The organism is Nocardia sp. MDA0666, from assembly GCF_003023875.1.
GTDB classification, from domain to species: Bacteria; Actinomycetota; Actinomycetes; order Mycobacteriales; family Mycobacteriaceae; genus Nocardia; species Nocardia aobensis.
In genome coordinates this window covers 279,070-294,016 of sequence record NZ_PYHT01000002.1, presented here as the reverse complement: position 1 = coordinate 294,016, position 14,947 = coordinate 279,070, and the positions used below count along the sequence as shown (strand labels likewise).

Genomic DNA, 14,947 nt, shown 5'->3' with positions numbered 1-14,947 from the left:
CCGCGAGCTTATTTAGGCGGCCGCCGGGAGATTCCGACGGGTCGTACCCGTTGCCCCGCGTCCGTACCGCAGCGGACCACAGCCGAAACCTCCTCTCAGGCCGCAGCCGCGCATCCCGACCCGCATCGCGCGGCGAAATTCCTCCGGAATGGTTGGCTGACAAGCCTTTACATCGCATACGCGTCTCCGTCGTGCCAGGATGAAGCGTATGACTCCGGTTCCCGAAGGCCATGCAGTTCCCGCCGATCCGACACCGGTGAGCGGCTACGACAGCATTGCCGAGGGCTACGCGACCGAAAACGAGACCGGCCTCCTGCACGCGTACTACAACCGGCCCGCGATCGTGGAACTCGCCGGAGAGGTGTCCGGGCGGCGAATCCTCGACGTCGGCTGCGGCCCGGGTCTACTGTTCGCCGCGCTGCGTGACCGCGGCGCCGTCGTGACCGGAATCGACGCGAGTACCCGGATGCTGGAGCAGGCCCGGCAACACCTCGGCGCCGACGCGGAGCTGCGAGTCGCCGACCTGGCCGACCCGTTGCCCTTTCCCGACGGCGGGTTCGACGACGTCGTCGCGTCTCTGGTGTTGCATTACCTGCGGGACTGGGGACCGGCTCTCGCCGAGCTGCGACGCGTGCTGGTCCCCGGCGGCAGGCTCATCGTCTCGTTCGAGCATCCTTTCGCCAACTTCCTCGGCCAGCGGTTGGCCGGACACTCGACCGACTATTTCCAGACCCGAAACCGAATCGACGAATGGACCATGGGTGGCCAGACCGCACGACTGAGTTTCTGGGATCGGCCATTACACGCGATGACCGACGCCTTCACCGCGGCCGGCTTCCGCATCGGCGTCATCAGCGAACCGCCGGCCCTGCCCGCCGCTCGCGATCTGGTCCCCGAGGTGCTCGGCGACAGCACCGACAACAGATTCCTGTGCTTCCTGTTCTTCGTCCTGCACGCCGACTGACGCTCGCAGTCAGTCGTGAGCCGCGAAGGGCAGGATGGTGCAACGACCAGCCGGCCCGTCCGATGTGAAGGAGGCGACCTGAGATGACCGGACGCCCATTGTCCGTCGAGGAATGCGACCGACTCTGGAAAGCCTGGACGCCCACCGAAGTCGCCGAACGACTGTCGGGCACCCCGACGGCCTGGTACGTCGCGGCCGGGTGGGCGCTGGACCTGTTCGTCGGCGGCCTCGGACGTGCGCACTCCGATCTCGAAATCGGTATTCCCCGTGAGCAATTCAACGAAATCGCGGAAGCGTTCCCCGGCTACGAATGGGACGTCGTCGGCGACGGGCACGCCTGGCCATACCCGGAGGAAGCCGGCAACCACCATCAGACGTGGCTGCGCGAACCGGCGACCGGGCTCTATCGCCTCGACGTATTCCGCGAGCCGCACTGCGGCGGTCGATGGGTGTGCCGCCGCGACGCCTCGATCACCCTGTCCCACGACGAGCTGATTCTCCGCACCGCCGACGGCATCCCCTACGTGATCCCCGAGGTCGTACTCCTGTTCAAGGCGAAAGCCCGGCGAGCCAAGGACGAGGCCGACTTCCTGCACGCACTCCCCGCGATGGACACCTCACGGCGATCCCGATTGTCCGGATGGCTGTCTCGAGTGCACCCCGGCCATCCCTGGCTCGAAACCCTCTCGGATTACGGCGCCCTCGAGCCGAATGATCACGTATCAAAAACAGAGTATTTATGAGCGGTCGGGCGATCGTGGGAGGTTGTGAGATTCCGGTTGTGACCTTCGGCGATGGCGCGGGATCTTCGGCGTTATCTGGCGGGTTGTTCGTCGCTGAACAGGTGCAGTTGCTGCGGTGCGGGGTCAGGGCCGCCGAGTTTGCGTAGGCAGCGGGCGCAGGTGATTTCTGCGCGTGTTGGTTCCAGTGCGGTAGGTGACCATCCGGCGACGCCGGTGTGGCACAGCAGTTCTGGGGCTTGTTCGTCGCCGATCCAGTGGCCGAGGCTGACTGCGTGCACGGTGCGTCCGGCTCGGACGACAGCGTGGACGCCGGGGTCACCGAATACTGCCCGCGCGGAGGCGGCCAGCGGGGCAATGTCGGTCATGTGCCCAACGATAAGGGCAGCCTCCGACACTGCGGCCTGTCGGCAAGTTGGTCGTTCAGATGGTGCCGATGAAGAGGGATTCGCGGGTGGTGTCGACGACTTCGTTGGTGATGGTGTGGAGTTGGTTGATGTCCATGATTCGGTGGATCTGTGCCAAGAGGCGGGTGGTGAGCCGGAAGTTGCCGCCGGTGATGCGGATCCGGTGCGGTCGTGGTGGTCTCGAAGTGCGTCGAGGCTGGGGGTTGTGAGCCGGTCGGCCTCGTCGATGACGACCAGTTCGGTGCAGAGAAGGGATGGGGAATTGTCATGAAACGCAGAGGGTTACGACGACAGATCGCCGCAGTCGCCGCCGCGGCGGTGGCTTGCACGGTGGCTGTCGGCGCAGCGGAAGCAGCCCCCTCGCAGAACCCAGTGGTGGTGAATCTGCCTGCGCCGACGGGCTATTACCCGGTCGGTGTCACTGATTGGTACCTCGACGATGCCGACCGCGCGGATCCGTGGACAACGGGACACCGCGAACTGATGGTGCAGATCTGGTACCCCGCCGCCGACCGGCCGACGGCACCGACTGCGGCATGGATGCCGCCCGGCGGCCGGGAAGAACAGGCCGAATACCTCACCAGACTCGGTGTCCCCGCCGGCAGCTGGACTCTGGCGCCCAGCCACAGCCGCCGCGACGCACCCGCCCGCGCCGACGGACGAACGTTCCCCGTGCTGCTGAACTCACCCGGTATGGACGACACGACCGGATGGAGCACCGCTCAGGCCGAAGACCTCGCCAGCCACGGCTACATCGTGGTCGCGATCAACCACACCCACGAAGCGTTCGCGGTGCAGTTCCCCGATGGACACACCGAACACACTCAGGTGCCACTGGATTCACCGCAACACATCCTTCCCGGTCTACTCCTGCCGACCAGGGTCGCCGACACACGCTTCGTCCTCGACCAACTGACCGCTGCCACCGAACAGCCGGGACGCGCTGGACTCCCACCGCAACTCGCCGAGGATTTCGACCTGTCGAAGGTCGGAATGTTCGGTCACTCGCTGGGCGGGTCGACAACCGTGCAGACCATGCACGACGACCACCGTGTCCGGGCCGGTGCCGATCTGGACGGCCCGATCCTGGGCTCTGTCGCCGCGGATGGACTCGACCGGCCGCTGCTGATGCTGGCCAGCGACACCTCGCCCTGGTTCGGCAATCCTGGCTGGGAACCGCGCTGGGCAACCAACACCGGGGTGAAGATCCCCCTGCGCATCGCAGGGACCCAGCACATGTCGCTGTGCGACCAGCAGATCATCCTGCCGCAACTGACCGCGGCCGGCTTGCTCGAGCCCGCCAAGAAGGCCGAAGCAGTCGGCACCATCGACACAGCCCGTTCGATCGACCGCAACGGGCATACCTGCTTGCCTACTTCGACGCCAACTTCAGCCAGCCCGGCGCCGACATCCCCCAAACGCTCGCCAGGCTCGCTCAGCCGGAGATGCTTCCTCACCGTGAAGCCAGCCTGCATACGTAGATCTGGGGTATGCGTTGAGCCGCCACTTCGCATACCGTTCCGCTCGATCTCTTCCTCGTCGGCGTCGGCCGGCGGGGCCCGCGGTCGGTCCTGACCACAGAATCGTGGTCCGCCTAGAGCAACTCGATCTCATCGAATCCGACGGTCAAGCTGTGGCGGCGTTCTCGTAGTACGTTCCCTTCGCGATGCGCGACGCCTTCACTGAAGCTGAGGCGAAGTCGCGCCCGGCGGTCGTCTACCTCCTGTACGACCGCGCAGATGCCGTTGAACGGTCCCGCTGGGAAGTAGACGACATCACCCGGCTCGTATTCGCGAATGCTCATCGGCTCAAGATAGTTGGCTTTGATTGTTCGACGGCCCATCAGCTAGAACGACACCTTCGAGCCGTGCGGTTGGGGTACAAGCCCATACCGACAGAACGCCGAAGGTCACAGTCGGGGTCGACATCGCGCCGGGTTCCTATTTCTGTATCAAAAATAGGAGTATTTATGAGACGGTAGGGCGATCGTGGGAAGTTGTGAGATTCCGGTAGACGGTTGCGCGGGATACGCCCAGGGTCGCGGCGATCTCGTCGACGGTGTATTCGCCGGAATCCCGCATGCGGCGAGCGGAGTCGACCATGTCGGGGGTCATCGCACCCGGGCGGCCGCGGGCGGTCCGATGTCGTGGGGCGTCGACGGGTCGCTCCGGCGGACGAGCAGTCTCACGAGGCGGTGATCCACCCAGCAGTCGGCGGACGCCGTCGAGAATCGCTGCGCGTAACTGTTTTTCGGGCTGGTCGGCGAAGAACACCACCGGATCGCTCAGCGCCGCGTAGATCTGCGCGGCCCGTACCCGCGCGGTGAAATCGGCGTCGGGGCCGGCGAGTAGGTCCTGCGCGGTCAGGGCGATGTCGCGCAGCCGCCGATAGGTCGCGGGGTCGGCCGACAGTGCCTGGTCCTGCATGTGGATCCGCAGCACCGACCGATGCCGGAGCCAGGTGTCGAGGAGCCCTTCGGCCACCGCCCACCGTCGTGCGTCCGCATTCCGGACGGACCGGACGGATTCGAGCATGGCCTCGGTGTCTACCAGCAGTGGTTCGACCAGAGCGACCACGATGTCGATCTTGCTCGAAAAGTGATAGAGCACAGCGGTTTTGGTCAGACCGACCCGCTCGGAGATTTCCCGCACGGATACCGCGTGGTAGCCACGTTCGGCGAACATCTCCAGCGCGGTGCGCAGGATTCGAGTACGCGAATCGTCAGTCACGGTTCCGAATTCTACCCCCTTGACTGACCGACGGTCAGCGACCTATCGTGAGACTACTGACCAATGGTCAGTAATTGTGAAACAAGGAGGACGCGGTGAAGAACGAGCGGATTCTGATTTCCGGTGCCGGTATCGCCGGCCAGGTGTTGGCGTACTGGCTTGCGCGACACGGATTCCGGCCCACGGTGGTCGAACGAGCAGTCGGGCTACGGACCGGCGGCCAAGGGGTGGATATCCGCGATCAGGCGATCGAGGTGGCCGAAAAGATGGGAATCATGGCGCGGGTGCGGGACTCCGCGGCCGATGTCGCGGGCATGAGGTTCGTCCGCGCCGACGGACGCGACCTCGCTCGGATCGACATGCAGGGAATCAAAGACAAGTACGGCAGCACCGAGGCGGAGATCATGCGCGGCGATCTCGTCCGAATCCTGCACGACCTCACCGCCGAAAACGTGGAGTACATCTTCGCTGACTCCATCCGCGGGCTCGAGCAGGACGACGACGGTGTCACCGTCTCCTTCGAGCACGCGCCGATGCGACGCTTCGACCTGGTGATCGGCGCCGACGGCCTGCACTCGACCGTCCGGCGACTGGTCTTCGGCCCGGAGGCCGACTACGTCCGGCACATGGACTACTACTTCGCCTTCGGAAACACCGACTCGACGCTGGGACCCGATCGATGGATGACGGTCTTCAACACTCCCGGCCACTTCGCCGGGGTCTACCGCTCGGGCAACCACACTCAGGCCAAGGCATATCTCATGTTCCGCAGTCCACGGCGCGATATCGATCCGCGCGACCAGGAGGCGGCGCGGGCGCTGCCCGCCACCGAGTTCCGTGGCGAAAACGCCTGGCACGTACCGGAATTGCTGAGGGGTGTACTCGCCGATCCGGACGCCTACATCGACACCCTCGGCCAGGTCCGCATGCGGTCATGGTCGATCGACAGGGTCGCGCTGGTGGGTGACGCCGCCTACTGCGCGTCTCCGGCCTCCGGCGCCGGGGCCGAACTGGCGTTGATCGGGGCCTACCGGCTCGCCGGTGAGCTCGCGGCCGCCGCCGGTGACCATCGCCTCGCCTTCCGGCGGTATGAGCAGGCCCACCGACCGTTGGTCGACCGCAAGCAACAGATCGGTCCCAACCTTCGACTGATGGCACCGAAATCACGGCTCGGCATTGCGGTGCGCAATCTCATCACCCGCCTGCCGCTCCTGGAATCGATGGCCGGAATGGAACGCATCATGGCTCCCAAGGCCCCCGAGCAACTCCCCGACTACGACCTGCCGGCAGCTTCGATTGCGCAATGAACCGGACCGGCTCGCCGTCGAGGTCGGTCCAACTTCGGGCGAATTCCAGGGGTCGTCGCAACACTGCTGGTGATCGACTATGGACGGGAGCATAGCCGGGCGCTTCGTCGGTCATCGGAAGCACTGTGTCGGCTGCCCGGTCTACTCTGCGCCGCAATCGATCTCGGCGCACAGAACGACCGCACGGCGGCATGTGAGCGCGTTGTCGGCTTCTGCTTCGTTGCGTGCGGGTGTGCACGGTTTTCGGTCGTATGTGTAGCTCTGGGGTCAGGGCGTTGCCGGACCGATCAGAGGGACGAGGTGGCGGGCGGCGAAATCGCGCATATCGGCTCGAGTGCGCAATTGCGGTGGCGCGTCCGGGATCAGGACCAGGGAGTGGATCAGGCGCACGATCATCGCCGCGGTGACGTCGACGGTGTCGTCACGGTGCTGACCGGGCCGCACGGCGAGGATCTCGCGGGCGACGAATTCTGTTACCAGAGCGAGAGATGCCGCCGCGTCAACGGTGATCGTCGCCAAGGTGTGTTCCCGGTCCACGGCAAGGGTTTTACGCAAGATGGGGTGCTCGCGGAGTTCAGTAAGGGTGAGCGCGAACCCGTCGATGATCCGCTGGGGGGCATCATCGATGGCCCGCAGCCGTGCCGCCATGCGATCGAGGAAGCGAGAAACTTCGCGGAGCACCGCGGCACGCACGATCTCGTCCTTGGCTCCGATGCGCCGGTACACGGTAGCCCTGTTGATCTTCGCGCGGCGCGCGATGTCCTCGATCCCGACCCGGCTGATCCCGAGCTCGGCGAACAACTCCAGCGCCGCGTCCAGGATCCGCGCATCGGTGGAGTCTTCGCCGACGGGGTCGAGCAGCTGGGCGTAGCTGGGCATTGCCGGTGTCATCGCGCCCGTCCCTTCCAATTTTCGATGGGGCCCTGGTGATGCTACCGAATCTATGTCACTATGCGACAAAGAAGTAAATTCATCGCATTGATTCACGAGTCGACAGAGAGGTCCTCGCCATGCACCCGGTACCTACCGACGCCACCTCCCGCACCGACCTGCCCGAGGCACCACTGGGCCCGGGCTCGCTGCTGTGGACCTACCTGGGTGATCGCCGATTGCTGTTGTTCCTCGGCCGGACCGGGGTGATGCAGAACATGCATCCCGCCGTGGGCGCGGCGCTGCAGGCTCATTCGAATTTCTTCGACGACCCGTGGGACCGGTTGCTCCGATCGATCCCGCAGATTCTCGGCACCATCTACGACGCCGACGCCGAACAGACCGCGGCCCGGGTGCGGGACTATCACAAACCACTCAAGGGCACCGACTCCCGAGGCCGCCGGTACCACGCACTCAACCCCGAGGTGTACTGGTGGACCCACGTCACGTTCGTCGAAACCGTGATCGCGATGAACGAACACTTCGACACCCCCCTCACCGATGCCGAGAAGAACCAGCTCGTCGCCGAATCCGTCACCTGGTGGCGTCGCTACGGCCTGTCGGACCGGGTCGTGGTCAGCGACTACGCCGAATTCCACCGGCACTGGCAGCACACCATCGAGAACGAGCTCGAATCCAACGCCACCACCGACTACGCGTTCGCCCTGGGCGGCCACCGGATTCCCGCCCCACCCGGCCTCCCGGAACCCGTGTGGTCAGTGATCTGGCGGCCGGTGATGGCGCTCAACGTCTGGCTCGGCATCGCCCTGCTGCCGCCCCGCTGCCGCGAGCTACTGGGCCTGACTTGGAATCGGCGCGACCAGCGACTGTTCGACCTTTTCGCCGCCACCATCCGTACCACCTGGCCACGACTACCCGAACGCCTGCGCTACTTCCCCCGCGCCCACACGGCCATCCGACGCACCAAACCCACTCGGGGTGTCCCGGTCTCGCAACGGATCTCACTCGAACACCCTCAACTCGGCATGAGCGCGCGGTGACAGTATCGAGGTGCTCCCGATTGTGGGCCGATAGATCGGTGCTTTTCGGAAAGCATTGGCGCAGAAGGCGGTTCGTGTTCTCGTTGGAACCACGTTGCCAGGGTGAGTGCGGATCGCAGAAGTAGACCGGCAGGTCGGCAACAATAGTGAATTCGTGATGCAGGTGCGTCTCGCTGCCTTGATCCCAGGTCAGCGATCGCTTCAGATATGCCGGTAGGCGGTGCCATTGTTCCAACTAGGGCATCGCGAACCAGATCTGGAGCACGGCCCGACGGTAGATGCAACAGCATCACGTAACGGCGTGGATCGCTCGACCAGGGTTCCGTTGGATCGGGGTGTTGCGACGACTCCCAGAACCCACGTCGTCCGAGATCAGGAATCCTCGTCCTTGCGAAGTTCGTCCGGCGGTTTGTTCTCGGTGATCTGCTCGTCGACCGAGTCGGCGAAGGCGGTACCGGCGACCATGCCGTCGGTCCCGGGTACGACGACGCTCGCGCGTGCACCCGGCTCGTAGATCTCGTCCAACCTTTCGGCTTCCTTCTTCGCCTGCTCGCGGGTTTCCTCATCCGGTTCGGGTGCGACCGTCTCGGCGGGCTTCGTGGTTGATTCCGATGTGTTCTCCGTCATACCGCAGTGGTTCCCGCCCATCCCGCTCTTACACGAGCTCTGCGATCATCGAGGGTCGGCGTTCGACATCGGGGCCGGTGGGAGGAAACACGGATGACCACGATGCGGCGGTTCTGGATCGAATTCGTTCCGGACGAGAACTACGACGCCCGATTCCGGCGGGGTGCCGGCGTGACCGGCGTCGACGCGCGGGATTGCCTGTCGATGGTTGCGGCCCAGTTCCCCGACGGAGTGCTGGCGACCGTGCACCGGATTACCGTCGACATCTCGCTGGCAGAACCACTGCCGGGGAACCCCCGCTTTCTCGGAGTCCCGGCGTGGCGCGGCGTGTGGTACCCACCCGCGAATCTCGGAACCGGGCCGACTCTCGACATCGACCGACGCGGTGCTCCCGCCGTCTACCCGACGCCGGTCACGGCATCACGAGGCCGAGTGCGGACCGGCGAAACCCCTCACAAGACATTCACGTGGTGGGACGAGATCCCCCACATCAATGGACTGCGCTGGGCGCTGGTCGGCATGCACTGCGCCGAGCACCGAGACGGAATGCGGCAAATTGCCTCAGTGCTGCGTGACGCCTGCGCCGCGGATCCGACCCTGGGGTTGTTGGTGCGCGACGCGCTCGACTACATGATCGCGTGGCGACCGACGCCGGACGAATGGTTCGATCCGACCGGAATCAGGTTCGCCGATCAGGAGGCACTCGGCGAGTACCTGCGAGCCTTCCGCGACTACCTGCTCGGAGGTCGCGCGGAGCCGATCTCGGTCTCCCCTACTACTCCGGCTTGCGACTGGTGAATTCGAAGGATCCGCCGTCGAGGCCCCAAGAGATGATCCGTTCGGGGTGGATGCGGATGACCGCGCGTTCCTGGGGCGGGAACGGGGGCTCCTCGTCGTCGAGTGCGACGGCCGTGCCGCGAACCTCGATGCCGCGAATTTCGTACGGCTCCAACGAAACCTGTTGGTCGACGACGAACGACACGCGGCTGCCGGCCTCGACGTTGCGGTACTTTCGGCTGGCGCGCATCCGCATACCGCCGATGTCGATGGTGCCGTCGGCGTTCACCCGGTAGTTGGTCGGGTTGTTCTGCACGACACCGTCGGGCGACACCGTGGCCAGGCGGCCGATCCCGGCCTCGGCGAGGAACTTCTGTTCGTTGATGGTGAAGGTCATGTCGATCACTCCTCGGTGAAGTCGAAATCAGTTGTGCCCCCGGCGATCAGCCGGAAGTGGCGGTGGCGCCGAGCGCGGATACTTCGGCCGCTCGAGCCGAAATCTATCATCGCTAGCGACTAGAGCGAAGGTAGCATCTGGGTCGATAGATTGTCTAGTACTGCTAGATTTCCGACCAGGGGAAGCCGATCGCGCTCGAATACACAACGATCTCGGCGGCACCGATGAATTTTCTATGACCCCGCCGTCGACACCTCTGTTGGATACACCGAAAGCACTGGGCACGTTCCAGCGCGGGAAATGCACAGGGAGGCAACGATGGACACCGACAGACCCGAGCAGGAACCTACGACCCGGTCAGTGATCGGCACGAGTGAGCAGGGGGCGCAGTGAGCGGCACGAGAGTGTTGGTGGCGGGGGCGAGTATCGCGGGGCCCGCGCTGGCCCACTGGCTCGTCCGGCGGGGCGCCGAGGTGACCGTGGTCGAGCGAGCTCCCGAGCTGCGCCCCGGCGGACAGGCCGTGGACGCGCGCGGTGTGACCAAAGAGGTCATCCGGCGGATGGGGCTCGACGCCGCGGTGCGCGCGGCGCGCACCGAGACCGCCGGCGCGTACACCGTGGACGCGGACGGCGCGGTGCTGGAAACCTTCCGCGCGGACGACGACGGCGGCGACGGGTACATCACCGAGATCGAGATCCTGCGCGGCGACCTATCCCGGGTGCTCTATGACGACACCCGCGACGATGTCGAGTACCTGTTCGGCGATCGGATCGCCGAGCTCAGCCAGGACACGGACGGGGTCGACGTCGTCTTCGCGAGCGGCGCGCGGCGGCGCTTCGACCTGGTGATCGGGGCGGACGGACTGCACTCGGCACTGCGCGCGATGGTCTTCGGCCCGCGCGAACAGTTCATCCGTCACCTCGGGCAGGGGCTGGCTTTCTACAGTGTGCCCAACGAATTCGGCATCGACCGCTGGGTGGTCGACTTCCAGGAGTCCGGGCGGTCCGCCGGCCTGCGGCCCATCCCGGACACCACCCACGCAATGGCGATGTTCTCCTTCCCCGCCGCGGACCTCGACGTCGACTACCGCGACATCGAGGCCCAGAAGCGTCTGCTCCGAGACCGGATGGCCGGCATGGGCTGGCTGACCCCACGCATCCTCGAGCACCTCGACGACACCCCGGACTTCTACCTCGACCAGGTCGCCCAAGTGGTGATGGACCGCTGGTCGAGTGGACGAGTGGGGTTGCTCGGCGACGCCGCGTTCAGCTCGTCGCCACTGTCGGGGCAGGGCACCGGGCTGGCCCTGGTCGGCGCCTACCTGCTGGCCGGAGAGCTCGCGGCCGCCGACTGGGACCCGGAGGTCGGCTTCGCCCGCTATGAGGAACAGATGCGCCCGTACGTGGAGGCCAACCAGGAGATCGGCCGATTGCACGCGCGCAGCCGCGAGGTCGCCGGACCCGACTCCGAGCCGGGCCCCGATTTCACCGGCGAATGGTTCACGGAGCTGATCGACCGCGCGCTCAACGGTGTGGACCTGCCCGATTACGCAGGGGTGCCCGACTCCAGGAACACGGCCGCGCCGAGCACGTCATCGGCCGCGGTGCGGTAGGCCGCCGCCGGCGCGCAATTCAGAACATCCCGTTCGGGATCTGATCGGATTCCGGAACGGGCTGGACCACATCCCAATGTTCGACGATCCGCCCGTCCTCGAGCCGCCAGATGTCCACGACGGCGACGTCGGGCTCATCACCGCCGGGAGACATCCGGTAATGCAGCACCACGTAGTCGTCCTCGGCGATGACCCGCGCGAGTTCGAGAGTTGCGCCGGCGACCGGGGCGGAGGTGATGAACTCGATGAATTCATCACGCCCGCTCGGGTTTCCGGGGCTGTGCTCGACGAAGTTCTCGTGCAGCAGGGTGCGGAGTACGTCGATGTTTCCTGCCGCGAACTCTCGGAATCCGTCGACGACGAGTTGCTTGTTGGTTCTGTCCATGTGACGACTGTTGCGGAGATGCGCGGGGTGCGTCGATTACATGGCGTGTAATGGCGGCCGCGCGCGGTGACCGAGCAGACTCTGGGCATGGCGAGCGACCGGACGATCGGAGAACTGCTGCGCGAATGGCGGCACCGCAGTCGGCTGAGTCAGCTGGACCTGGCGATTCAGGCGGAGGTGTCGCCTCGCCACATCAGCTTCGTCGAGACGGGACGCACAATTCCCAGCAGCGCGATGGTCCTTAATCTGGCCGAGCAGCTTCGGGTGCCCTTGCGGGAACGCAATCGGCTGCTGGTCGCCGCCGGGCATGCGCCGGTGTTCCGGGAGCATCCGCTGCACGATCCTGATCTGGCCCGAGTGCGCGAGATGGTCCAGCAGGTGCTGCTGGGGCACGAACCCTATCCGGCGCTCGCAGTGGATCGTCGTTGGAATCTGTTGTCGGCCAACAGCGCAGTCGAGGTATTCCTGCAAGGAGCCGATCCGGCGCTGCTGAAGCCGCCGATCAACATGATGCGCGTGGGGCTGCATCCGGATGGGCTGGCGCCGAGACTCCGCAACCTGGAACAAGTGCGCGGGTACCTGCTCCCCCGGCTCGCCCACCAGGCCGCGCGCACGGGAGATCCGCAGCTGCACGCGTTGTACGAGGAACTGGCGGAGTTCGGCCCCGCACACGAGCCTCCGCCTCCCGACCCCACCGACATCGCGCTGCCCATCCGGATCGCGCATCACGGGACCGAGCTGTGCTTGGTCAACACGGTGACGACGTTCGGCGCGGCCTTCGATATCACGCTCGACGAGATCGCCATCGAAGCCTATTTCCCCGCCGATCTCGCGACCCGCCGGTTCTTCCGGGCGAGCAGAACGTCCGATGTTTCGCCGTAGCCGATCCTGTCCGAGACTCGGGCCCGCCTGCCGAGGCCGACTGGTACCCTCGCCTCGTGCCTGTGATCGTCGCCACCATCACCCCGAAGCCCGAAAAATTCGACGAGGTCGCGGAAGTTCTCACCCGCCTCATCCCGGAGGTCCACGCCGAGGACGGGTGTGAGCTCTACGCCCTGCACCGGGGCAAGGACCGTTTCGTGTTCGTCGAGAAGTGGCGGGACATGGCAGCGCTGGGTGCCCACGGCGGCTCACCGAACCTCAAAGCCTTGAACGAAGGACTCCAAGGGCTGGTAACCGGCACGCTGGACGTGCAGGTCCTCGAAGCCGTCCCGGCGGGCGACCCGGACAAGGGCGCCCTCTAGTTCCGTTCAGCCGCGGGTAACTGCCCGGGCCGCTGTCGACAGCGGCCCGGGCAGTTGCTCAGACCCGCTCTTTGGAGCGCGTCCGCACGCGCAGCGCGATCGGCTTCTGGGTTTCGGCGAAGAAGTCGTTGCCCTTGTCGTCGACCACGATGAAGGCGGGGAAGTCTTCGACGTCGATCTTCCAGACCGCTTCCATGCCGAGTTCCGGATATTCGAGGACCTCGACGTTCTTGATGCAGTCCAGGGCAAGGCGGGCGGCGGGGCCGCCGATGGAGCCGAGGTAGAAACCGCCGTGCTCCTTGCACGCCTTGGTCACCTGCGCCGAGCGGTTGCCCTTGGCGAGCATGACGAACGACCCGCCGGCGGCCTGGAACTGGTCGACATAGGAATCCATGCGCCCCGCGGTGGTCGGACCGAACGAACCCGACGCGTAACCCTCGGGGGTCTTGGCGGGACCGGCGTAGTAGACGGCCATATCGCGCAGGTACTGCGGCATCGGCTCGCCGGCGTCGAGGCGCTCCTTGATCTTGGCGTGCGCGATGTCGCGGGCCACCACCAGCGGACCGGTGAGCGAGAGCCGCGTCTTCACCGGATACTTCGACAGTTCGGCGCGGATCTCCGACATCGGCCGGTTGAGGTCGACCTTCACCACGTCACCGCCGAGGATCTCGTCGGTCTGCTCCGGAAGGTATTGCGCCGGTTCGCGTTCCAACTGCTCGAGGAACACGCCCTCGGGGGTGATCTTGGCCAGCGCCTGCCGGTCGGCCGAACACGACACCGCGATCGCGACCGGGCAGCTCGCCCCGTGGCGCGGCAGGCGGATCACACGCACGTCGTGGCAGAAGTACTTGCCGCCGAATTGCGCGCCGATACCGAAGGATTGGGTCAGCTTGAAGACCTCCTCCTCCAGCTCCAGGTCCCGGAAGCCGTGCGCGGCCATCGAACCTTCGGTCGGCATCGCGTCGAGATAGTGCGCGGAGGCGTATTTCGCTGTCTTGAGGGCGAATTCGGCGCTGGTGCCGCCGATGACCACGGCCAGGTGGTACGGCGGGCAGGCGGCGGTGCCCAATGAGCGGATCTTCTCGTCGAGGAATTCCAGCATCCGGGTGGGGTTCAGGATGGCCTTGGTTTCCTGGTAGAGGAACGACTTGTTCGCCGAGCCGCCACCCTTGGCCATGAACAGGAACTTGTAGGCCGGATGCGTGGGATCGCCTGCGGTGGAATACAACTCGACCTGCGCCGGCAGGTTCGAGCCGGTGTTCTTCTCGTCCCACATGGTGATCGGCGCCAGCTGCGAGTACCGCAGGTTCAGCTTGGTGTAGGCGTCGAACACACCGCGCGAGATCCATTCCGCGTCGTCGCTGCCGGTGAGCACACCCTCGGACTTCTTGCCCATCACGATCGCGGTACCGGTGTCCTGACACATCGGCAGGATGCCGCCGGCGGAGATGTTGACGTTCTTGAGCAGGTCCAGCGCGACGAAACGGTCGTTACCGGAGGACTCCGGATCGTCGATGATCTTGCGCAGCTGGGCCAGGTGCGCCGGGCGCAGATAGTGGCTGATGTCGTGCATCGCCTCGGCGGTCAGCATCCGCAGTACGTCGGGGTCGACCTGCAGGAACGTGCGTCCGCCCGCTTCGAATGTGCTGACACCCTCGGTGGTCAGCAACCGGTAGGGGGTCTCGTCGGCTCCGGTGGGAAGCAGATCCGAATAGCGGAACTCAGGCGCGGTCACGAATCGCACTCCTTGTGTGTCTGCGGGTGCACTCGGCCGGCGGGAGAACCGCTCGCGGCCGAAACAACGCTCCGACTCTAATCAGCACACC

The 14,947-nt window shown here is 65.6% G+C and carries 17 protein-coding genes and 1 pseudogene; 9 read left to right on the top strand and 9 right to left on the bottom strand.

The features are described 5' to 3' along the window. Positions 1-208 precede the first annotated feature (208 nt). The gene (locus tag C8258_RS05910; RefSeq protein ID WP_106954265.1) at positions 209-964 is read left to right on the top strand and encodes a class I SAM-dependent methyltransferase; all 756 of its coding nucleotides are present in this window, start codon (positions 209-211) and stop codon (positions 962-964) included. 83 nt (positions 965-1,047) lie between these two features. Continuing rightward, positions 1,048-1,707 (top strand): hypothetical protein, encoded by a 660-nt coding sequence (locus tag C8258_RS05905; protein ID WP_106954264.1) that lies wholly within the window; start codon positions 1,048-1,050, stop codon positions 1,705-1,707. A gap of 71 nt (positions 1,708-1,778) precedes the next feature. Here C8258_RS05905 and C8258_RS05900 read toward each other — a convergent pair whose 3' ends face one another. Beyond that, positions 1,779-2,072, bottom strand: coding sequence for a hypothetical protein (locus C8258_RS05900; RefSeq protein ID WP_106954263.1), 294 nt, complete (start codon positions 2,070-2,072; stop codon positions 1,779-1,781). Between the two features lie 306 nt (positions 2,073-2,378). Between C8258_RS05900 and C8258_RS05895 the strand changes: the two genes are divergently transcribed. After that, complete coding sequence (locus C8258_RS05895; protein ID WP_106954262.1) at positions 2,379-3,686, top strand: hypothetical protein; 1,308 nt, start codon at positions 2,379-2,381, stop codon at positions 3,684-3,686. Between the two features lie 19 nt (positions 3,687-3,705). Here the strand turns inward: C8258_RS05895 and C8258_RS05890 are convergent, their stop codons facing one another. Together C8258_RS05890 and C8258_RS05885 are read right to left on the bottom strand one after the other, a co-directional pair. Beyond that, positions 3,706-3,915, bottom strand: coding sequence for a hypothetical protein (locus C8258_RS05890; protein WP_106954261.1), 210 nt, complete (start codon positions 3,913-3,915; stop codon positions 3,706-3,708). Positions 3,916-4,078: 163 nt separating this feature from the next. Beyond that, positions 4,079-4,840: a TetR family transcriptional regulator gene (locus tag C8258_RS05885; protein ID WP_106954260.1), complete on the bottom strand. Its 762-nt coding sequence runs from the start codon at positions 4,838-4,840 to the stop codon at positions 4,079-4,081. A 95-nt stretch (positions 4,841-4,935) separates the two neighbouring features. On the opposite strand from C8258_RS05885, the gene C8258_RS05880 reads away from it, so the two are divergent. Further along, entirely contained in the window at positions 4,936-6,147 is a 1,212-nt protein-coding gene (locus C8258_RS05880; protein WP_106954259.1) for an FAD-dependent monooxygenase, read from the top strand. A gap of 267 nt (positions 6,148-6,414) precedes the next feature. Here the strand turns inward: C8258_RS05880 and C8258_RS05875 are convergent, their stop codons facing one another. Beyond that, on the bottom strand, positions 6,415-7,038 hold the full coding sequence (locus tag C8258_RS05875) for a TetR/AcrR family transcriptional regulator (protein ID WP_106954258.1): 624 nt from the start codon (positions 7,036-7,038) through the stop codon (positions 6,415-6,417). A 119-nt stretch (positions 7,039-7,157) separates the two neighbouring features. Here C8258_RS05875 and C8258_RS05870 point away from each other — a divergent pair, with 119 nt between their 5' ends. Beyond that, complete coding sequence (locus C8258_RS05870; RefSeq protein ID WP_106954257.1) at positions 7,158-8,078, top strand: oxygenase MpaB family protein; 921 nt, start codon at positions 7,158-7,160, stop codon at positions 8,076-8,078. On the opposite strand, the pseudogene C8258_RS05865 reads toward C8258_RS05870, so the two are convergent. Then, positions 8,077-8,402: pseudogene (locus C8258_RS05865) on the bottom strand (IS30 family transposase); the annotation flags it as partial. The gene C8258_RS05870 and the pseudogene C8258_RS05865 sit on opposite strands and share 2 nt — an antisense overlap. 48 nt (positions 8,403-8,450) lie before the next feature. Beyond that, entirely contained in the window at positions 8,451-8,705 is a 255-nt protein-coding gene (locus C8258_RS05860) for a hypothetical protein (protein WP_106954372.1), read from the bottom strand. Between the two features lie 93 nt (positions 8,706-8,798). Between C8258_RS05860 and C8258_RS05855 the strand changes: the two genes are divergently transcribed. Next, the gene (locus C8258_RS05855; protein WP_106954256.1) at positions 8,799-9,503 is read left to right on the top strand and encodes a hypothetical protein; all 705 of its coding nucleotides are present in this window, start codon (positions 8,799-8,801) and stop codon (positions 9,501-9,503) included. On the opposite strand, the gene C8258_RS05850 is transcribed toward C8258_RS05855, so the two are convergent. Then, positions 9,481-9,879, bottom strand: a complete 399-nt coding sequence (locus C8258_RS05850; RefSeq protein WP_106954371.1) for a PPOX class F420-dependent oxidoreductase — start codon at positions 9,877-9,879, stop codon at positions 9,481-9,483. The two genes, C8258_RS05855 and C8258_RS05850, sit on opposite strands and share 23 nt — an antisense overlap. 389 nt (positions 9,880-10,268) lie before the next feature. Between C8258_RS05850 and C8258_RS05845 the strand changes: the two genes are divergently transcribed. Then, entirely contained in the window at positions 10,269-11,492 is a 1,224-nt protein-coding gene (locus tag C8258_RS05845; protein WP_199195603.1) for an FAD-dependent monooxygenase, read from the top strand. 19 nt (positions 11,493-11,511) lie between these two features. Here C8258_RS05845 and C8258_RS05840 read toward each other — a convergent pair whose 3' ends face one another. Then, positions 11,512-11,877 carry a nuclear transport factor 2 family protein gene (locus C8258_RS05840; protein ID WP_106954255.1) on the bottom strand — a complete coding sequence of 122 codons (366 nt, stop codon included), beginning with the start codon at positions 11,875-11,877 and terminating at the stop codon, positions 11,512-11,514. Between the two features lie 66 nt (positions 11,878-11,943). On the opposite strand from C8258_RS05840, the gene C8258_RS05835 reads away from it, so the two are divergent. Both C8258_RS05835 and C8258_RS05830 read left to right on the top strand, forming a co-directional pair. Next, positions 11,944-12,759, top strand: a complete 816-nt coding sequence (locus tag C8258_RS05835; RefSeq protein WP_369974708.1) for a helix-turn-helix domain-containing protein — start codon at positions 11,944-11,946, stop codon at positions 12,757-12,759. Positions 12,760-12,815: 56 nt separating this feature from the next. After that, positions 12,816-13,121 carry a putative quinol monooxygenase gene (locus C8258_RS05830; RefSeq protein WP_106954254.1) on the top strand — a complete coding sequence of 102 codons (306 nt, stop codon included), beginning with the start codon at positions 12,816-12,818 and terminating at the stop codon, positions 13,119-13,121. A 58-nt stretch (positions 13,122-13,179) separates the two neighbouring features. Here C8258_RS05830 and C8258_RS05825 read toward each other — a convergent pair whose 3' ends face one another. After that, positions 13,180-14,856 (bottom strand): fumarate hydratase, encoded by a 1,677-nt coding sequence (locus C8258_RS05825; RefSeq protein WP_199195602.1) that lies wholly within the window; start codon positions 14,854-14,856, stop codon positions 13,180-13,182. Positions 14,857-14,947 lie beyond the last annotated feature (91 nt).